The 19,520-nt window shown below is 59.4% G+C and carries 20 protein-coding genes; 19 read left to right on the top strand and 1 reads right to left on the bottom strand.

The window, feature by feature from the left end:
- Window positions 1-67 precede the first annotated feature (67 nt).
- The 4 genes from AC07N4_RS09550 to AC07N4_RS09535 all read left to right on the top strand — a co-directional run bounded on the left by AC07N4_RS09550 (window position 68) and on the right by AC07N4_RS09535 (window position 4,337).
- Window positions 68-610, top strand: coding sequence for a YaeQ family protein (locus AC07N4_RS09550; protein WP_096819266.1), 543 nt, complete (start codon window positions 68-70; stop codon window positions 608-610).
- 54 nt (window positions 611-664) lie between these two features.
- On the top strand, window positions 665-2,374 hold the full coding sequence (gene recJ, locus AC07N4_RS09545) for a single-stranded-DNA-specific exonuclease RecJ (protein ID WP_273540214.1): 1,710 nt from the start codon (window positions 665-667) through the stop codon (window positions 2,372-2,374).
- A gap of 231 nt (window positions 2,375-2,605) precedes the next feature.
- Entirely contained in the window at window positions 2,606-3,712 is a 1,107-nt protein-coding gene (locus AC07N4_RS09540) for an NADH:flavin oxidoreductase/NADH oxidase (protein ID WP_102619537.1), read from the top strand.
- 91 nt (window positions 3,713-3,803) lie between these two features.
- On the top strand, window positions 3,804-4,337 hold the full coding sequence (locus tag AC07N4_RS09535; protein ID WP_493065330.1) for a GNAT family N-acetyltransferase: 534 nt from the start codon (window positions 3,804-3,806) through the stop codon (window positions 4,335-4,337).
- 12 nt (window positions 4,338-4,349) lie between these two features.
- On the opposite strand, the gene AC07N4_RS09530 is transcribed toward AC07N4_RS09535, so the two are convergent.
- The gene (locus tag AC07N4_RS09530) at window positions 4,350-5,978 is read right to left on the bottom strand and encodes a glucan biosynthesis protein D (protein ID WP_096819273.1); all 1,629 of its coding nucleotides are present in this window, start codon (window positions 5,976-5,978) and stop codon (window positions 4,350-4,352) included.
- Window positions 5,979-6,381: 403 nt separating this feature from the next.
- Here AC07N4_RS09530 and AC07N4_RS09525 point away from each other — a divergent pair, with 403 nt between their 5' ends.
- The 15 genes from AC07N4_RS09525 (at window position 6,382) to AC07N4_RS09455 (ending at window position 19,464) form a co-directional block, all read left to right on the top strand.
- On the top strand, window positions 6,382-6,564 hold the full coding sequence (locus AC07N4_RS09525; protein WP_096819275.1) for a hypothetical protein: 183 nt from the start codon (window positions 6,382-6,384) through the stop codon (window positions 6,562-6,564).
- Window positions 6,565-6,883: 319 nt separating this feature from the next.
- Window positions 6,884-7,879, top strand: a complete 996-nt coding sequence (locus AC07N4_RS09520) for an ATP-grasp domain-containing protein (RefSeq protein ID WP_192559872.1) — start codon at window positions 6,884-6,886, stop codon at window positions 7,877-7,879.
- A gap of 85 nt (window positions 7,880-7,964) precedes the next feature.
- On the top strand, window positions 7,965-9,098 hold the full coding sequence (locus tag AC07N4_RS09515) for a trypsin-like peptidase domain-containing protein (RefSeq protein ID WP_102619541.1): 1,134 nt from the start codon (window positions 7,965-7,967) through the stop codon (window positions 9,096-9,098).
- Window positions 9,099-9,169: 71 nt separating this feature from the next.
- Window positions 9,170-10,297 (top strand): phosphoribosyltransferase domain-containing protein, encoded by a 1,128-nt coding sequence (locus AC07N4_RS09510; protein WP_102619542.1) that lies wholly within the window; start codon window positions 9,170-9,172, stop codon window positions 10,295-10,297.
- A complete protein-coding gene (locus AC07N4_RS09505; RefSeq protein WP_102619543.1) occupies window positions 10,287-11,045 on the top strand; it encodes an HAD family hydrolase in 759 nt (252 codons plus the stop codon). Before AC07N4_RS09510 ends, AC07N4_RS09505 begins: the two co-directional genes overlap by 11 nt.
- Entirely contained in the window at window positions 11,038-12,132 is a 1,095-nt protein-coding gene (locus AC07N4_RS09500) for a cysteine protease StiP family protein (protein ID WP_102619544.1), read from the top strand. Before AC07N4_RS09505 ends, AC07N4_RS09500 begins: the two co-directional genes overlap by 8 nt.
- Window positions 12,132-13,082, top strand: a complete 951-nt coding sequence (locus AC07N4_RS09495) for an HpcH/HpaI aldolase/citrate lyase family protein (protein WP_102619545.1) — start codon at window positions 12,132-12,134, stop codon at window positions 13,080-13,082. The genes AC07N4_RS09500 and AC07N4_RS09495 overlap by 1 nt, the downstream gene beginning before the upstream one ends.
- Complete coding sequence (locus tag AC07N4_RS09490; RefSeq protein ID WP_102619546.1) at window positions 13,079-13,792, top strand: HAD family hydrolase; 714 nt, start codon at window positions 13,079-13,081, stop codon at window positions 13,790-13,792. The genes AC07N4_RS09495 and AC07N4_RS09490 overlap by 4 nt, the downstream gene beginning before the upstream one ends.
- Before the next feature lie 2 nt (window positions 13,793-13,794).
- Entirely contained in the window at window positions 13,795-14,379 is a 585-nt protein-coding gene (locus tag AC07N4_RS09485; RefSeq protein WP_493065331.1) for a TerD family protein, read from the top strand.
- A complete protein-coding gene (locus tag AC07N4_RS09480) occupies window positions 14,379-15,557 on the top strand; it encodes a TerD family protein (protein ID WP_096819290.1) in 1,179 nt (392 codons plus the stop codon). Before AC07N4_RS09485 ends, AC07N4_RS09480 begins: the two co-directional genes overlap by 1 nt.
- A gap of 46 nt (window positions 15,558-15,603) precedes the next feature.
- Window positions 15,604-16,053 (top strand): tellurite resistance TerB family protein, encoded by a 450-nt coding sequence (locus tag AC07N4_RS09475; protein ID WP_273539525.1) that lies wholly within the window; start codon window positions 15,604-15,606, stop codon window positions 16,051-16,053.
- A 45-nt stretch (window positions 16,054-16,098) separates the two neighbouring features.
- A complete protein-coding gene (locus AC07N4_RS09470; protein WP_096819328.1) occupies window positions 16,099-17,097 on the top strand; it encodes a TerC/Alx family metal homeostasis membrane protein in 999 nt (332 codons plus the stop codon).
- Between the two features lie 31 nt (window positions 17,098-17,128).
- Window positions 17,129-17,704 (top strand): TerD family protein, encoded by a 576-nt coding sequence (locus tag AC07N4_RS09465; protein ID WP_096819294.1) that lies wholly within the window; start codon window positions 17,129-17,131, stop codon window positions 17,702-17,704.
- Window positions 17,705-17,781: 77 nt separating this feature from the next.
- On the top strand, window positions 17,782-18,360 hold the full coding sequence (locus tag AC07N4_RS09460) for a TerD family protein (protein WP_192559876.1): 579 nt from the start codon (window positions 17,782-17,784) through the stop codon (window positions 18,358-18,360).
- Between the two features lie 177 nt (window positions 18,361-18,537).
- Window positions 18,538-19,464, top strand: a complete 927-nt coding sequence (locus tag AC07N4_RS09455) for a hypothetical protein (protein WP_493065332.1) — start codon at window positions 18,538-18,540, stop codon at window positions 19,462-19,464.
- Window positions 19,465-19,520 lie beyond the last annotated feature (56 nt).

Genomic DNA, 19,520 nt, shown 5'->3' with positions numbered 1-19,520 from the left:
TCAATTCGTGGATTGCCTACCGCATCGGTTAGACTTGCCGACTTTCCTCGTATCAAGAAGCCCGTTCATGGCCCAGCCGTCCACCACCTACAAATTCGAACTGAACCTCACCGATCTCGACCGCAGCGTCTACGAGAACGTGAAGCAGACCATCGCCCGCCACCCTTCGGAAACCGAAGAGCGCATGACCGTGCGCCTGCTGGCCTACGCGCTCTGGTACAACGAGCACCTGTCGTTCGGTCGTGGTCTGTCGGACGTGGATGAACCTGCGCTGTGGGAAAAGAGCCTGGATGATCGCGTCCTGCACTGGATCGAAGTCGGCCAGCCGGATGCGGATCGCCTGACCTGGTGCTCCCGTCGCACCGAGCGCACCAGCCTGCTGGCCTACGGCAGCCTGCGCGTCTGGGAAGGCAAGGTGATCCCGGCGATCAAGAACCTGAAGAACGTCAACATCGCTGCTGTCCCGCAGGAAGTGCTGGAAACCCTGGCCAAGGACATGCCCCGCGTCATCAAGTGGGACGTGATGATCAGCGAAGGCACGATCTTCGTCACCGACGACCGTGGTCAGCACGAAGTTCAGCTCAGCTGGCTGCAAGGCGAGCGCGGCTAAGTCCGCAGCGCTCCCGAAAAATCCCACGTACCCAAGAGAAGCTCCTGTCACCCCATGCGTATCGATCCTCGCCCGTTGCCCGCCACTCTGCCGTTTCTCGGTGATCTGCCACCGTTGCTGACCCGCCTGTACGCGGCGCGGGGCGTGCAGTCCGAGGCGGAGCTGGACAAAAGCCTGGCGCGGCTGATTCCGTTCCAGCAACTCAAAGGGATCGATGCGGCGGTGGATCTGCTGGTGACGGCGCTGGAGCAGCGTCAGCGGATCCTGATCGTCGGCGACTTCGACGCCGACGGCGCGACGGCCAGCACCGTGGGCGTGCTTGGCCTGCGCCTGCTGGGCGCGGCACATGTCGATTATCTGGTGCCGAACCGCTTCGAATACGGCTACGGCCTGACCCCGGAAATCGTCGAAGTCGCGATGACCCGCGAGCCGCAACTGTTGATCACCGTCGACAACGGTATTTCCAGCGTCGAAGGTGTGGCGGCAGCGAAGCGTCACGGTTTGAAGGTCTTGATCACCGACCACCACTTGCCCGGCGATGAACTGCCGCAAGCCGATGCGCTGGTCAATCCGAACCAGCCCGGTTGCGAGTTCCCGAGCAAGGCGCTGGCCGGGGTCGGGGTGATTTTCTACGTGTTGATGGCCTTGCGTGCACGCCTGCGCAGCCTCGGCTGGTACGAGAGCAAGCCACAACCGAACATCGGCGAACTGCTGGATCTGGTGGCGCTGGGCAGCGTCGCCGACGTGGTGCCGCTGGATGCCAACAACCGGATTCTGGTGCACCAGGGCCTGGAACGAATTCGCGCCGGACGTGCGCGGCCGGGGATCAAGGCGATCCTTGAAGTGGCCAAGCGCGAGGCTTCGCGCATTACCTCTACCGATCTCGGTTTCATCGTCGGCCCGCGCCTGAACGCGGCGGGGCGTCTGGATGACATGAGCCTCGGGATTGAGTGCCTGCTGACCCAGAATGCAGAACTGGCCCGGGAAATGGCGGCGCAACTGGACGGCATGAACCAGGATCGCAAATCCATCGAGCAAGGCATGCAGCGTGAAGCGCTGGCACAGCTCAAGGACTTGCCGGTCGAGTCTATGCCGTTCGGCCTTTGCCTGTTCGATCCGGAATGGCACCAGGGTGTCATCGGCATTCTGGCCTCGCGGATGAAAGAGCGTTATTTCCGCCCGACCATCGCCTTCGCCGATGCTGGCGACGGTTTGCTCAAGGGCTCGGGGCGCTCGGTCCAGGGCTTTCATATTCGCGATGCGTTGAGCGTGGTGGCAGCGCAGCATCCGGACCTGATCAGCAAGTACGGTGGCCACGCGATGGCAGCTGGCCTGACCTTACCGCAGGAGAATTTTCCGTTGTTCGCCGAGGCATTCGACGCCGAAGTGCGCAGGCAGCTTCGCGAAGAAGATCTGACCGGGCGCCTGCTGTCGGACGGCACCCTGGCTGTTGAAGAGTTTCATCTGGAACTGGCTCGTGCCCTGCGTCATGCCGGGCCTTGGGGCCAGCATTTCCCGGAGCCGCTGTTTCATGGCGTGTTCCAGTTGGTCGAGCAGCGGGTGGTCGGCGAGCGGCACCTGAAAGTGGTGCTGAAGAGCGAATGCGGTTCGGTGAAACTGGATGGCATCGCGTTTGGCATTGACCGCGATATCTGGCCGAACCCGACAATCAAATGGGTCGAGCTGGCCTATAAGCTCGATCTCAACGAGTTTCGCGGCAATGAAACCGTGCAACTGATGATTGCTCACATCGAACCGCGCTAAGGGCTTTGCGCCCCTTTCTGAAGGGGCGCAGGCGTTTTCAATTGTGCTGTTTCATTTCTGAACCCTCCCTCATCCCCGGATGTCGACTAGGCTCTAAGCACTGCTTGATTGGCCTTGTGACGTCTTGTCGAATTTTTTGCCCGCGGGGGCGGGTGCTGTACCTTTTTCCTGTCACTCGTCGACTTTTCAAACAGAACCCTGGAGCCTGCCCACTGATTTGAGAGGTGCCCCATGAGTCTGCTGCTTGAACCCTTTACCCTTCGCCAACTGACCCTGCCCAACCGCATCGCCGTATCGCCAATGTGCCAGTACTCAAGTGTCGATGGCCTGGCCAACGACTGGCATCTGGTGCATCTCGGCAGCCGTGCAGTGGGGGGCGCGGGCCTGGTATTTACCGAAGCCACGGCGATCACGGCCGACGGGCGGATCACCGCCGAAGACCTGGGCCTGTGGAACGACGAACAGATCGCACCGCTGCAACGCATCACCCGTTTCATCAACGCGCAGGGGGCAGTGGCCGGCATTCAACTGGCCCACGCCGGACGCAAGGCCAGCACCCATAGGCCGTGGATCGGCAAGCATGGCAGCGTCAAACCGGATGACGGCGGCTGGACCCCGGTCGGGCCCTCACCGATTGCCTTTGACCCGCAACATACCCAACCCAAACAGCTTGATGAAGGGCAGATCGCGCAGGTCATCCAGGATTTCGTGGCCGCAGCCAAGCGTGCGCTCGCAGCCGGTTTCAGCGTGGTCGAGGTGCATGCGGCGCATGGTTATCTGTTGCACCAGTTCCTCTCGCCGCTCAGCAACCAGCGTCGCGATCAGTATGGCGGTTCGTTCGATAACCGCATTCGTCTGGTGCTGCAAGTGACCGAGGCGGTACGTGCCGTCTGGCCGGAAGAACTGCCGGTGTTCGTCCGTCTGTCGGCCACCGATTGGGTCGAGGACGGCTGGAACCCCGATGAAACCGTGGAGCTGGCGCGACGCCTGAAAACCCTCGGTGCGGATCTTATCGACGTATCGTCGGGTGGCACCGCAGCGAACGCGGAGATTCCGGTGGGGCCGGGTTATCAGACCCGCTTCGCGGAAAGGGTGCGCAAGGAGTCAGGCATCGCCACCGGCACCGTGGGAATGATTACCGAGCCTGCGCAAGCCGAGCACATCCTGCGGACCTGTCAGGCCGACATCATCTTTCTCGCCCGTGAGCTGCTGCGCGATCCGTACTGGCCGCTGCACGCCGACGATGATCTGGGCGGACGCAAAGCGGTGTGGCCGGCGCAATATCAACGTGCGACCCATCGGGATCAGCCGATTCACGAGTCTGATCTGCGGGATTGATTCCGACCTGTCACAAAGCCTATAAAACCCGCCATTGAACCGGCGGGTTTTTTCTTGTCTGCCGTCCTGAATTGCAAAGGAATGGATCGCAATGTTGATCGAACGAGAGCTGACCGAACTCGACTTGCCGCTGCTGGCGCAGATCGACCGCAGTGAACGGGTCGAAGCGTGTTATCGCGTGGAAAACGGTGGGCTGATTCTGTATCCGGCGCATTTCGACATGCGCGGATGGCCCGAAGGCGAAGCGGAGGAGAATGCGCGGGTATTGGAGAAGTGCTGGCGCAGCGGCGGGTGGCTACACGGGATTTTTGATGAAGAGACACTGGTGGCGGCAGTGGTTGTGGATAACCGGGTTATTCACAATCAGGGCCTGAAGATGCGGCAGTTGAAGTTCCTGCACATCAGCCGCGCCTGGCGTGGGCAGGGGCTGGGCGGGCGATTGTTTGCCCTGGCCTGCGCCCATGGCCGGGAGATCGGCGCCGAAGCGTTGTACGTCTCGGCGACCGAGTCGCGTAATACCGTGGAGTTCTATCAGCGCCAGGGTTGCCGGTTGCTGGAACAACCGGATCCCGAACTGTTTGATCTGGAACCCCACGATATCCACTTGTACTGCCCGTTGGCCTGACGGCTCATGCCATCAAGGGTACTTGCGCTTGTCCGGCGCCGGCGGGAAGTACTGGTACAACCAGGTCTCGCTCAGCGTGCGGTCGTTGGTGCGGATGAACAGACGCAGTTCCACCGGCTCAACGCTGTCATTGGTCGGGTACCAGTCGAACAGGATCCGGTAACCCTTGATGTCATCCAGCACCAGCACGCTGAAGTCCTGCACCTTGCCGTTGGAGCAGGTGACCACCGGTTCGATCCCGGTGCCCTGCGGCAGGCGATCCAGACCGCCACCGGTAAAGTCCACGGCAAAACGACGGGCCCAGACCGGCGGGTAATGCTCGCCTGGTGCCCAGCCTTCGACGAATCCACCCATGCCGGAACGGGTCGCATGCACCCGCGCCAGCGGTGTGCCGACTGGAGGCAAGGCGCTCCAGTAGAGCTTGTAGCCGTAGTTCAGCGAATCGCCGGCGGCCACCGGTTTTTTCGGCGTCCAGAACGCAACGATGTTGTCGAGGGTTTCACCGGTCGTAGGGATTTCCAGCAGATCGATAGAGCCTTCGCCCCATGCAGTTGTAGGCTCTACCCACAGGCTCGGGCGCTTGCTGTACCAGTCGACGGTGTCCTGGTAGTTGGCGAATTCGTGGTCGGTCTGTACCAGGCCGAAACCTTTCGGATCGGTGTCGGCGAAGGCGTTGAATTGCAGGGTCGCCGGGTTGTTCAACGGACGGCAGATCCACTCGCCGTTGCCACGCCACATGGCCAGACGATCCGAGTCATGGATTTGCGGATGGATGGTGTCGCACATCCGGCGCTCGTGGGTGCCACAACTGAACATGCTGGTCATCGGTGCGATGCCCAATTGTTCGATGGCGGTGCGGGCGTTGACGTGGGCATCGACTTCCATCACCACGCGCTCGGCCTGGCAATCGATGTCGAAGCGATAGGCACCGGTCGCGCTCGGCGAGTCGAGCAGGGCGTAGACCACGAAGCGGGTCGCGTTCTGATCCGGGGTCTCGAACCAGAACTTGGTGAAGTCGGGGAATTCTTCGCGCTTCTTGGCGTAGGTGTCGATGGCCAGGCCACGGGCGGAGAGGCCATATTGGCCAGTGGCGTCCACCGCGCGGAAGTAGCTGGCGCCGAGAAACGACACCACGTCATGCCGATCCAGCTCCGGCGCCTTGAACAGCTTAAAGCCGGCAAAACCCAGATCGCCCTTGAGCTGCTGGGTGTCGACCGACGTGTTTTCATAGTTGAAAAGCTGAGGGCGGAAATGCACCTCGCGGGCCGTGCGGGTCTTGGGATCGACGCTGTACATGCGCACCGGCTGGCGGAAACCCATGCCGACGTGGAAAAACTGCACATCGAGCTGACCCTTGTTCTCCTTCCACAGCGAATGCTCGCCGTCGTAGCGGATCGCGTTGAAGTTCTGCGGGGTCATGGTCGCCAACGTCGGCGGCAGCACCTGTTTGGTGTCCTGATAGGCATTGCCGGCCAATTGCTTGGCCTGACGCTTCAGCGTTTCAAAGTCGAAGGCCTGGGCTTCACCGTCGGCGGCACCGCCAGAGGCGGCCCAGGCGCGTGCGGCAAGCAGGCCGGAGGCGGAAAGGCCGGTGTAAGCCGCAATGGCCATGGACGCTTTGAGCAAATTCCTGCGGTGCATAGATACAACCTGTCGTGGACAATCCCGCGCCGTTCCTGGCACGTACTGGATCAGAAATTACGGTTCGGACAAGCCTTCGGCCAAACGCTACGGACTAGTAACAGATGCCCGCTAGCTTAATCCGTTCGCTGATTTTGCAAAATTCATTGATAGCACGGCGACAGCCTCTCAATGAAACAAGACGTTACGGTTACTTATCCCACAGCCTTTTCTGATTTACAGGGCATAACTGCTTATTTCGACTAATTACTCTAAAAACAGCTTTTCAGCGCCGATTTAATTTCTATTCTATGGGTATGGCCGGTCTCGACCCACCCGACCGGCAGGGCTCAAATCGCTGCTTGCAGGAGCAGGGCGAGGCGGTTTCAAAAAAATTCTGAAGTAATGGAAAAGGACATCGTCCATGGCAAAGGTGCAATGCATTACCGAAATGTTGGGAATCTTTCCGTGCCTGGGAGGCAGACGCAGGAAGCGGCTCAACTCTGAAGAGCGCAAATTGGTCGAGCGCTACCGAGAACTGTCGGAAAGTGACCGGATTGCGATGCGCTATCTGGTGGATGCGATGCACAGCGTTTCACGGTTTTGAGGGTGTAATGCATAAGGGGCAGGCGTTGAGTCTGCCCCTTTTTTGTGTGTTTTTCGGCCAGGTGAGCATTGCCCCGGCGGGGAAGCCCGGTAATTTTCACATGCGGAAATGTATTGCTGGTGGACGCTCCGTTTGGCTCGCCAGCAGAATATCAAGAGTGAACTCCCGAATTGATTCAACCCCCCATGTAAAAACTCGAAAACAAATCTACTTCCCAAGGCCTTCGCGCGCCGACTTTGCGGCCCGATGACCCAAATCTGCCATCAGTTGATATTCATCCAGTTACTATTGCGCGGGCGCATCAATCAGCGAGTATCAAATGATCTGGTTTCTAGAAGGGCAATCGAGTCAGCGTGACGTCATCATCGGCGCGCGCGAGGCACTTCCGGCGGATGTAAAAATCTTCGCCTCTCATCGTCAGGATCGCCCTGAAATCACGTCGCTTGCCGACGTCAGTTTTACGGAGCCAAGTGGCAATGAAGAGCGTATCGACTGGGTCATCGCCACTGCAGTAGCGCACAACATCAAACTGATTCTGGCTGGACGCGTCGGTAATGTTTTCGAGATCGAACGGGCGCGCTTTGAACAGGCGGGTCTTGAATTGGTGACTGGCGGTACGTCGATGGCGACCTTCGACATGGTCGACGACAAGAGCCGATTCACCGCCGAAGCAGAGCGTGTCGGCCTGGCTTGTGTCCCGGCGATCACAGCATTGAATGCCGAAGAAATGTTCGCTGCTTACAAAACCCTCTCCGCCAGTGGCGAAGTGTGCGTCAAGCCTGCGGTCGGTATTTATGGCCAGGGTTTCTGGCGATTCAAGGCGGATACCGATCCGTTTCGCTGTTTTGCCAACCCGGATGCGCGTGAAGCCAATTTTGAAACTTATATGCGTGCTTACTGTGAAGCCGAAGCTCCGGCACCGATGCTGATGATGCCGTACATGGCCGGCAGCGAATGTTCGGTGGACATGGTCTGCGAAGCTGGCCGTCCGGTTGCGTTCGTCAGTCGTCGAAAGGCGGGTGTACATCAGACCTTCGAGCGTGAGGGCCCGGCTGTCGAGTTGGCACTCAAGGCTGCCGAGCATTTCGGTTGTGACGGAATCGTCAATGTGCAGACCCGCGACGACGCTGATGGCCAGCCGCATTTGCTGGAAATCAACCCGCGATACTCGGGTGGCATCGGTTACACCCGGGCGACCGGGACCAACCTGCCGGGCATTTTCGCGGCTCGACGGTTGGGCTTGCCGGAGCCTGCGACCGTCTGGAGGGCGAACGTCCGGGTCAAGGGCGTGACCGTGGCGGCTGTGGCATCCTGATATTAAAGCGACATCTATTTTTGCTACAATTTGCCGCGCTGCATGTGAAGCAGCTGGTCGTTAGCAGTCAAGGAGAGATCAGGGAATGATGGTGCTGGCGCCTGGCGCAAATGCCGTAATATCGAGCGCACAGAGTGAATGGACTCTTGAATGCGGTAAGTCCTCGGCTTTCGGGGACTATGCAGCAGTCGCTATATTGCCGGTTGACGAGAAACGCCGCCCTACAGGTGATCCCGCCCTGTTCCAGACCTCCCATGGCTGGATGGAGTGGAAAGGTGATCAGGAAAAGGTCGGCTGTGCGATGAACCTGGCAGAACTGCCGTCAGGCAGCGATCGCGTGCTGATCATCGTCTATACCTTCTCTGCTGCTGGTCCGGTCAGTGATCTGAAGACCCTGCGTTTTCAGGTTGATGGCCAGCTCGATTACAGTCTCGATCTGCGTGATAACGGCGAATCGGCGATCATCATCGGCGAGTTTTACACGCGCAATCAGCAATGGAAGTTCCGGGCTCTGGCTGAAGGTTCAGCTTATGGCCTGGCGGCTTTTGGCCGGCGAATCGGCCTCGATATCAACGATGCCCATCCCAAGGGACGCTCAAGTCCTTCCGAATCCGGACGCGGCAGTGCGACCGGCACCGGTTTTGCCGTTTCGAGAAATCACATCCTGACCTGTGCTCACGTCATCGAGGACATGCAGGAAATTCATATCTCCTCCTTCGAAGGACGTTACCGTGTCGAACCCGTTGTGGTCGATCGGCGCAACGACATCGTTTTGTTGCGAGTGCTGGATTGCCCACCGCTGAAACCGGTGGCGTTCAAGGAAGGTTTTGGCTGCGACCTCGGCGACAACGTTGTGGCGTTGGGATTCCCGCTTGCGGGGTTCGCTGGCGGCGGCGTGCAAGTGACGCAGGGTGGTGTGTCGGGTCTGTTTGGCCTGCACAATGATTCGAGCCTGCTGCAGTTCACTGCCCCGATTCAGCCCGGTTCCAGTGGCAGCCCTCTCTTTGACTCCTCGGGTGCGGTGGTCGGTCTGGTGACCTCAACTCTGCCGGATGCGCAAAACATGAATTTTGCGGTCAAGGCGCCATTGCTCCTCTCATTCCTTGACGCTTGTCGCGTCGAGGCCAGCAAGATCCCTGTCGGCAAATCTTTCACAACAGCGGAACTGGCGCGTGAAGCCCAGGCTTCAATGTGGCGTGTCGAAGCGCGAAATTTCTGACTTCTCTTGATTTGAAACATTTGGTACCGGCGCGCGGTTAATCCCCCAGCGCCATTTAGGAATTTTTGCTCATGGAAAGTAACGCAGCTACACAAACGCTCAGTGCGCAACTGATGCGCGGGCGACTCGATGTCAAAGTAGATGATTCACTCATCGCTCCGAACGCTTTGTTCGGCTTTGCCGAGCGCCGTAATCCCAAGCGTGCGTTCCTGTTCGTGTCCAAAGTGCTTGGCCGCCATATCCCGGTACGCCCCTCGGCAATGAATAGCAGTTTCGCAAGCCTCGCGGCGCAGATCCCTGCGGATCTGCCCGGCCCGGTGCTGGTGATCGGCATGGCCGAGACCGCCGTTGGCCTCGGTGCTGGCGTGCACCGCGCGTTCAGCGCGACCCGGCCTGACACGGTGTACATGGTCAGCACACGGCACCCGACCGGCACCGAACTGTTCACTCGTTTCGAAGAAGAACACAGCCACGCCAGTGCCCATTTGATCCACTTGCCGGTCGATCCCGATGTGCGCGAAATGATGTTGAATGCGCGCTCGCTGGTGCTGGTAGACGATGAAGCCTCCACCGGCAAGACCTTCATCAATTTGCACCGCGCCTTGGTCGACTCGGGTCTGACCCAGGTCGAACGTGTCGTGACCTGCGTGCTGACCGACTGGTCGAGCAACGCGGTGCGCAACACCATTGGCGAGTCCGCTCATCAAGTCTCGTTACTGCAAGGCTCCTACGATTTCCATCAAGACCTCGAAGCGCCGCTGCCGGAGATGCCGGCCGTCGGCACCGTCGCCGCCGGTGAGTGGCCGTTGTCGGCACACAACGACTGGGGCCGGCTCGGTGTGCGCAAGGTCGAAGACACCTTGGCCCCCGATCTGCAAATCAAGGCTGGCGAGCGAGTGCTGGTGGTCGGCACCAGCGAGTTTGTCTGGCGTCCGTTCCTGCTCGCCGAACGTCTGGAGCGTGCCGGTGCCGACGTGCACTTCAGCTCGACCAGCCGTTCGCCGATCGCGCTGGGCCATGCCATCGGTCACGCATTGTCGTTCTCGGACAATTACGGTCTGGGCATTCCGAACTTTCTCTACAACGTGCGCCCGGGGGAGTTTGATCGCGTGCTGATCTGCTCGGAAACACCGACGCAGGCGGTATCTGCCGAACTGGTTGCCGCCCTGAACGCCGAGGTGATTGTCGATGCTCAGTAATCGTCCGCTGGCCTTGGTCGACCTTGATGACACGCTGTTCCAGACCGCGCGCAAAATGCCTGAAGGCACGCCACGCCATCCTGCGACCTTTGACATTGAAGGCCAACCGAACGGGTACATGAACCCGGTGCAGAAAACTCTGGTGGAGTGGCTGTTGTCCTCGACCGACGTCGTGCCTGTGACTGCGCGCAGTGTCGAAGCTTTCAGCCGAGTCAAACTGCCTTTCGACAAGGGCGCCGTGTGCTCGCACGGCGGGGTGATTCTCGGCGCCGACGGCAAGATCGATGAGCAATGGCAGGCGCACATGACTGTCGTCCTGGCAGACTTTCAACACCGGCTCCCCGATCTGAGCGCTGCGACCCTGGCCATTGGCAAGGCGCTGGGCATTTCGCTGCGCGGCTGGGTAGTTGAAGAAGAAAACCTGCGCCACTACGTGGTGACCAAGCACAACGAATCCAACGACGAAGTCCTGCAAACCGTGCTGGCTGAAGTCCAGGCGCGCGGCTTGCTGGAGGGAATGCACGTCCACGGCAACAGCAACAATCTGGCCTTTTTGCCCGCCGGTCTGTCGAAGCGCGTGGCCGTTGAGGAACTGTTGCGCCGTGACCGTGAAGTCAACGGTGAACGACCCGTGCTGGGCTTCGGCGACAGCATTACCGACCTCGGTTTCATGGATGCCTGCCACCTGTGGGCAACCCCGTCCGGCAGCCAACTGGCGAGGTTTGTGGGGCATGCGCTCAATGACTGAGTCCATCGCTGACCTCAAGACTGTTGGTAGCGGCAGCTATTTGCAGGACGACGTGCACTTCCTGCTCCAGCCGGTGCAGATGGAGGTGACCGACGTCGTAGAGAAAGAGCGGCTGATTCAGACGCAGCAGAAGCACTACTCGGAGATGATCAGCTTCGAGAGCGCGCCGACACCTGTGCACAAAGCGCTGTACGAGAGAGCGCTCGCGCAGAATGGCGTGCGCATGGCCAGCGACGTTCAGGCACTGGCGCTGGCGTTGAATGGCGCTTGCACAGGCCCATCGATTGTTCTGGTGTCGTTTGTCCGCGCCGGGTTGCCGCTGGGTGTGCTGCTGCGTCGGGCGCTGATCGACATGGGCCGCGAGACACATCATTACGGCATCAGCATCGTGCGGGATCGCGGCATAGACCTCATCGGTCTTGAGGCGATCATTCAGGCCCACGGCGCGCAAAACATCGTGTTCGTCGACGGCTGGACTGGCAAAGGTGCGATCTCCGGTGAAATTCAGCGCAGCCTCAAAGGCGATGCTCGATTCCCTGAGGAGCCGCGTCTGGTGGTGCTGGCCGACCCTTGCGGGCGAGCCTGGCTGGCGGCCTCGGCGGAAGACTGGGTGATTCCGTCGGGCATCCTTGGCGCGACCGTCTCGGGTCTGGTGTCGCGTTCGATCTGGCCGGCTGATGGCGGGCTGCATGGCTGCGTGGTCTACGACCACCTGACTGAACACGATGTGACGCGCGAGTTCATCGAGCACATCGAGCAGCAGCGCAAAACCCTGGGCCCGGTGCCTGCTGCGGTGCCGTGGACGGCCAACACGCGTGCCAAGCTGCAAGCCGCCGCCACGCAAGTCGTGGAGTCGCTGGCTGCACGTTTCGATATCAGCAATCTGAACCGGGTCAAACCGGGCATCGCCGAGGCCACTCGCGCGGTGCTACGCCGGGTGCCGGATCATGTGCTGGTGCGAGATCGCAACGACAGTGATGTGCAATTACTGATGCACCTCACCGAAGGCGCTGGCGTTTGCGTCGAAGAAGTCGGCGCCGCACTCGGCCCGTACCGAGCCGTGACCATCATTCGGAGCGTGAGCTGATGAAGAAGCTTTCTCCTTACGCCTTGGGTGCCACGCTGTACATGCCGGCCACGCGCGCCGATCTGCTGGATGTGGTGTTCGCCACCAAGCTGCCGGAACTGCGTTCGCTGGTGGTATGCCTCGAAGACGCGGTTGCCGAGATCGATGTCAGCACCGCGTTGAGCAACTTGCATTGCCTGTTGTCGGCAATAGATGAGCGCGGCGGGCGGCCTGCCGAGGGGCCGGTGCTGTTCGTGCGTCCGCGTGATTCGGCGATGGCGGCGGTACTCAATGACTGGCCGTTGATGAAGCACGTCGACGGCTTCGTTGTGCCGAAACTGACGCTGCGCAACCTCGACGCCTGGGAGCGGGCGGTGACCAGTCCTGAGCTGTTCCTGATGCCGACTCTGGAAACTGTCGAGGTGTTCAGTCCGGTGGCGATGCTCGAGTTGGGCCAGGCGCTCAAGGCCAATCTGAATCACCGGATCATCGCCCTGCGTATTGGCGGTAATGATCTGATGGGCAGCCTCGGCTTGCGGCGTAACCCGGCGACCACGCTGTACAACACGCCGATGGGTTACGTGATTCCGATGTTGGCCGGGGTGATGGGGTCGCAAGGTTTTGCACTGACCGCGCCGGTGTTCGAACAACTCGCCACGCCGAATCTGCTGTGTGAAGAGCTGGAACTGGACATCGCCCACGGTCTGGTGGGCAAGACCGCGATTCACCCGAGCCAGATCAGCATCATTCAGGATGCGCTGCGAGTCAGCCTCGAAGACCTGAACAGTGCGAAGTTGATCGTCAGCGACGTGGCCCCGGCCGTGTTCAAGCACAACGATGTGATGTGTGAGCCGGCGACCCATTACCAATGGGCGATGAAGATTCTTGAGCGCGCCGAATGGCATGGCGTGCGCCAAACCGATGCCGCCCACGGTGAAGCACCCATTCGACTAGCCGAGGCCATTCGATGATTCAGGCAAATACCGGCCCTGACCAGCCGGGGAAAAAGGTGCTCTGCGTCTTTGACTTCGACGGCACACTGACCCGCCATGACAGTTTTGTACCGTTCTTGAAGTTTGCCTTCGGCAAACGTGAGTTCGCCCGGCGTGTGCTGACACTCGCGCTGCCGAGCATTCGATTCCTCGCCCGACGCATGAGCCGCGACGAACTCAAGGCGCAGTTGATCAGCCGCTTTCTCAGCGGCGTGGACGCGGAGTGGGTGAGCCAGCAGGCAGCGAAGTACTGCGCAGCTTTCTGGACCAGGCTGATGCGCCCGACAGGCTTGATGGCGATTGCCAGCGAGATCGCCGCCGGTTCGCAGGTGACCCTGTGCTCGGCGTCGCCTGCGCTGGTGCTGCAACCCTTCGCGGATCGCTTGGGTATCAAGCTGATCGGCACCGAACTTGAAGTGATCGACGGCAAATTGACCGGACGTATATCCGGCAACAACTGCCGCTGCGAGAACAAGGTGCTGCGGCTGGAGGCGGTCTATGGGCCGCTGACTGAATACCGCCTCAAAGCCTGGGGCGATACCCGTGGCGATCACGAATTGCTCGCTGCGGCGCAAGACGCGCACTGGCGACACTTTCATCCGGCATGGCGTCGTGGACGTCTGCGGACAGCAAAAAGCGCGATCAGACCTGATCGCGACGTGAACACTGACGATCAACAAGGAGCGTAACGATGGCACTTACCCTGAGCAAACAGCAAAGCATTTCTCTGGAAAAAACGGCCGGCAGCGCGTTGACCCGCATCAGCCTTGGCCTGGGTTGGGACCCGGTGAAAGCAGGTTTTCTCGGCAAGCTGATGGGCAGCGGCGGAGAGATCGATCTGGACGCTTCGTGCATCCTGCTCGACGAAAATCTGCAAGTGATCGACCTGGTCTGGTTCCGTCAGTTGAAGTCGCAGGACGGTTCGATTCAGCACTCTGGCGACAACCGTACCGGTGAAGGCGATGGTGATGACGAAACTATCCACGTTGATCTGTCGCGTCTGCCGGCCGCCGTCAAGCATCTGATCTTCACCGTGAACAGCTTCACCGGGCAGAACTTCGACAAAGTCGAAAAAGCCTACTGCCGCATCGTCAATGCCAGCAACAAATCGGAACTGGCGCGTTTCAACCTGTCCGAGAAGGGCGGTCATACCGGCATCGTGATGGCGAGCCTGTCGCGCCAAGGTTCCGATTGGGAATTCAAGGCCATCGGCGAAACCACTCGTGGGCGAACCGCTGACGACCTGGTCAATCTGGCCGTGCAGGCGCTGAGCTGATGGCCGCTCTCGTACCTGGTGGTAATGCGCCGGTTGCCTGCGGCCAGCTTCGCGTGGATATCAACTACACGCCAATTCCGGGCGTCGACATTGATGTGTCGGCTTTCGTCCTGAACGCTTCGGGTAAAGTCCGTGGCGATGGCGACATGTGCTTCTATGGCCAGAGCAGTGTGCTCGGCGGTGTGTTGCAGATGACCGAGGCGACAGCCGGGCGTGCGGTATTCACTGTCGATCTGAGTCGTCTTGAAACGGCGGTCGAGAAAGTCGCGCTGTCGGCGACGATCCATGAGAACAAGGCCAGTTTCGAGCGCGTCTCGCACTTGTCCGTGGCAGTCTCGGGCGGCATCGAGGCTCAGTTGCCAACTGCCGGGATGAAGGAAACTGCGTTGATCCTTGGCGAGTTTTATCGTCGCCAGGGTGAGTGGAAATTCCGCTGTGTCGCGCAAGGTTTCAACGGCGGTCTGGAGCCCCTGGCCAAGCATTTTGGTGTTGAAATCGCGGCTCCGTCCGCTGCACCGACGCCTGCGCCCGTTCCGCCTGCACCAGCCCCGGCACCGGTGCCTGCGCCCGCGAAATCGACGATCAGTCTGAGCAAGATCACGCTCGACAAGACTCGCTCGTCGATCAGCCTGGAGAAAACCGCCAGCGGTTTCGGCGAAATCAAGGTCAACCTGAACTGGAACAAGGGCAGCGGCGGTGGCTTCTTCAGCCGCAACAAATCCGTCGACCTTGACGTTGGCTGCCTGTACGAACTGCAGGACGGCGAAAAGGGCGTGGTGCAGGCCTTGGGCAACTGCTTCGGCAGCCTGAGTGGCGCGCCGTACATCCAGCTCAAGGGCGATGATCGCACCGGCTCGGTTGCCGGTGGCGAGTGGATGCACATCAACGGCGCGAAGTGGGGCGAGGTCAAACGCATTCTGATCTTCGCCTTCATCTACGAAGGCGCGCCGAACTGGAAAGAGACTGACGGCATCGTGACCATCTACATCCCCGGCCAGCCGGACATCGAGGTTCGCCTCAATGAAGAAGGTGGCCGCGAAGGCATGTGTGCGATTGCCATGCTCGAGAACGTTGACGGGGCGGTGAAGGTTTCGCGCCGCGTCGACTTCCATCGTGGTCATTCGGCAGTCGACAAGGCTTATGGCTGGGGCATGAGCTGGCGCGCCGGCTCGAAATAATACGGATGGCGGGGCCTCCCGGTCCCGCCCCTTAAGGAGATTTGACATGCTCGCATGGCTTAAAGAAAACGCGACGGCGGCTCGCGACAAACTGACAACTGAAGTCGGTAAATTCAAGAACCAGAAGTTCATGGAAGCGATGACGGCCAGCTGCGCCATCGTCTCCGCAGCGGATGGCGATATCTCTTCGGCGGAAAAGCAGAAGATGATCGGCTTCATCAATATCTCGCCTGAATTGAAAGTGTTCAACACGGCAGACGTGATCAAGTCCTTCTCGGCGCATTGCGAGAAGTTCGAGTTCGACTTCCAGATCGGTCAGGCGGAAGCACTGAAAGTCATCGGCAAGATCAAGAGCGACCCGGGTGCTGCTCGCCTGTTGGTGCGTGTTGCCTGTTCCATCGGCGCATCGGACGGCACGTTCGATGACAAGGAAAAAGCGGCGTGCCGTTTGATCTGCGCCGAGCTGGGTCTGAACCCGGCTGATTTTGATCTTTAAGGAGCGGTACCTGTGGAAACGCAAATCGGATTTCCCCCGCTGACCATGGCGGTGTTTGTAGGGCTGGCGCTTGGCGCCCTGCTGCTGGACATGGTCACGCACCGTGGAGGCAAGCCTATTTCGCTGATGAAGGCCTCGATCTGGTCGATATTCTGGATCGCGATTTCGCTGGCGTTCGCAGGTTTCCTGTACGTGCAGCACGGCCCTGAAGTGGCCAGTCTGTTCGTCACCGGTTATGCGCTGGAAAAAGTCCTGAGTGTCGACAACCTGTTTGTCTTCATGGCGATCTTCGCCTGGTTCAAGGTGCCGGATGGCCTGCGTCACCGCGTTCTGTACTGGGGCATCATCGGCGCCATCGTGTTCCGTGGCGTGTTCGTCGCGATCGGCACCGGCCTGCTGGCTTTCGGGCCGTGGGTGGAAATTGTCTTCGCGGTGATCGTTGCGTGGACGGCCGTGATGATGTTGCGCGCCGGCGGGGACGATGACGAGGAAGAAGACTACTCCAAGCACATGGCGTATCGCTTCGCGCAGAAGCTGTTCCCGGTGTGGCCAAAACTGTACGGCCACAATTTCTTCGTGACCCGCAAGGTGCTCGAAGGTGAGCTGCAGAAACCGGAAAACCAGGGCATGACCCTGGCCGCCAAAGGCACGCTGTTCGCCACGCCGCTGTTCCTGTGCCTGGTGGTCGCGGAAGTGTCCGATATCCTTTTCGCGTTCGACTCGGTGCCGGCAGTGATCGCTGTCAGCCGTGAACCGCTGATCGTCTACTCGGCGATGCTGTTCGCGATTCTTGGCCTGCGAACCATGTACTTCGTGCTCGAAGCGCTGAAACGCTACCTGGTCCATCTGGAAAAATCGGTGATTGCACTGTTGTTCTTCATCGCAGTGAAACTTGGCCTGAACGCCACCGACCACATGTTCCACCACGGCTACACCATTGACGCGAATACCAGCTTGTTGATTGTCATGGTGGTCCTGGCAATCGGCGTAGTGGCGAGCCTGATCTTGCCGGGTCAGGAAGAAACCCAAACCGAAAACAATTGAGTAGCAGCATCAACCACAAGGAGATGTACCGATGGCTTTGACACTTCAAAAAGGTGGCAACCTGTCCCTTACCAAAACCGACCCGAGCCTGACCAGGATTCTGGTTGGCCTGGGCTGGGACCCGCGCGCTACCGACGGCGCGGAATTTGACCTGGACGCCAGCGCGTTTCTGGTAGGCGCCAGCGGCAAGGTTCGCAGCGACGCAGATTTCATTTTCTACAACCAGTTGAAGAGTGCGGACGGTTCGGTTGAGCACACGGGTGACAACCGTACCGGCGCTGGCGACGGCGACGACGAAGTGCTGAAAGTTGACCTGAGCCGTGTTCCGGCCGACGTCGAAAAAGTCGTGTTTGTCGTAACCATCCATGACGCCGAAGCCCGCAAACAAAGCTTTGGCCAGGTCGGTGGATCGTTCATTCGTGTGGTCAACGAAGTATCCAGCGCCGAAGTCGTTCGCTATGACCTGGCTGAAGACGCTTCCACCGAAACCGCGATGATTTTCGCTGAGCTGTATCGCAACGGTGGCGAGTGGAAATTCCGCGCTGTTGGCCAGGGTTACGCTGGCGGCCTGAAGGCTGTTGCCAACTCTTTCGGTCTGAACTTCTAAGGTTCGGCATCTTGCCAATTGATTTGCAAGGCCCTGAATTCAGGGCCTGACTCACCACAACCAAGAGGAATTTGAACATGGCGGTATCACTGAGCAAGGGTGGCAATGTCAGCCTGTCCAAAGAAGCTCCAGGCCTGTCTGAAGTTATCGTTGGCCTGGGCTGGGACCCACGCGTCACCGACGGCACCGAATTCGACCTCGACGCTTCGATATTCATCGTTGGCGAATCCGGCAAAGTGCTCGACGACAACAGCTTCATTTTCTACAACAACAAAAAGTCTGCTGATGGCTCGGTCGAGCACATGGGCGACAACAAGTCGGGTGCAGGCGATGGCGATGACGAACAAGTCACCGTCAAACTGACCGGCCTGGCGCAAGCAGTGAAGAAGCTGGTATTCGCTGTAACCATCCACGATTCGGACGCGCGCAAGCAGAGCTTCGGCCAAGTGCAAAACGCCTACATCCGCGTCGTCAACAAAGCTGACGGTAAAGAGCTGGCACGCTTCGACCTGAGCGAAGACGCTTCGACCGAAACCGCGATGATCTTCGGCGAGCTGTATCGCAACGGCGAAGAGTTCAAGTTCAAGGCCATCGGCCAGGGCTTCGCTGGCGGACTGGCGCCGTTGGCTAAAGAGCACGGCGTAAACATCGGCTAACCCGAAAGGGTTGCGAGAGCCCCCGGCGTTTGCCGGGGGCTTTTTCTTGTCTGCAGAATTTCCACGAACCAGCAATTCGCTGGTTATTGAACTTATGTACAACCATTTCGCCAAGCGCGACTGCCTCGGATCAAACGGGCAGTTCAGCAGGATGAGGCACTGATAAGGATTTTTTCAATGGGACTGCTTCGCGGGGTCATGGCAGTTGGTGTATTGGCAGCCTTGTCAGGCTGTGGCGCTTACGACGACTTCAAAGCCAATAATGCTGTTCAGGAATACCGGCAGAATTGCTTCGGCAACTACACCAACGAATGCGAAAGCAAATTGGTCGACACCAACATCATCATGCTCGAACTGGCTCGCAGAAACGTGGCGCGCGAGAAGGATACGTTGATCAAAGCCGTTGGCCAGGATAGCTATGAACGCTTTGCCAAAGCGGCCAACGAAGTGATCGACGACCTGGTCGATCGCCAGGAAAAGAAACGTCCGGGAATCTTCGCTCGCTGGGTACTGGGCGACGCTCAGCCGTTCGGCGATACGCGAAACCAGCTATTTCTCGAATCGGACATGCTGGCACTCAAGGCTGCCGTACTGAAGAAGATCAGCGATTCCAATCCGGTCGCGCAACGCCAGGCAATCACCGAACAACCTGTCGCTGCAGCTCCTGTAGAGACTCCGCCGGCAGCGCCTGATGTTGCTGCTGTCACCGCGTTGCTCGAAGCTGCGATTGACCGTGAAATCGCCAGCGAAATCGCACAGGACGGCGGTGATGAGTACAAGGACGCCCGACAAATCATTTTGACCGATCTGAACGGTGACGGAACCAACGACGCGGTGGTGCTTTACACCCTTGAAGGGCAGGGGGGTGGCAATGGCTACTTCCAGTCGCTGGCGACGTTTTACGCGACACCTCAGGGCTGGATTCACCGCGCAAAACTGGTCGTGGGATCAGGTGTGCAAAGCGTTGAAGTCATCGCGCCGCAAACCCTCGCAGTGAAAATGCTCAGCGTCGGCCCGGACGATGCCAACTGCTGTCCAAGTGTCGAAAGCACGCAAAAATTCACATGGAACGGCACTACCTTCCTGCAATCACCTGGTACTTGAGGCGAGCGCATTCTCCCCCCGACTCAGGTGTAGTTCAGAGACCCTTGGTCGGGCAG

It is taken from the genome of Pseudomonas sp. GW821-FHT09E04 (genome assembly GCF_059416185.1).
Note: the sequence above shows the minus strand (reverse complement) of the source record. Positions and strands in the feature narration are given on the sequence as shown.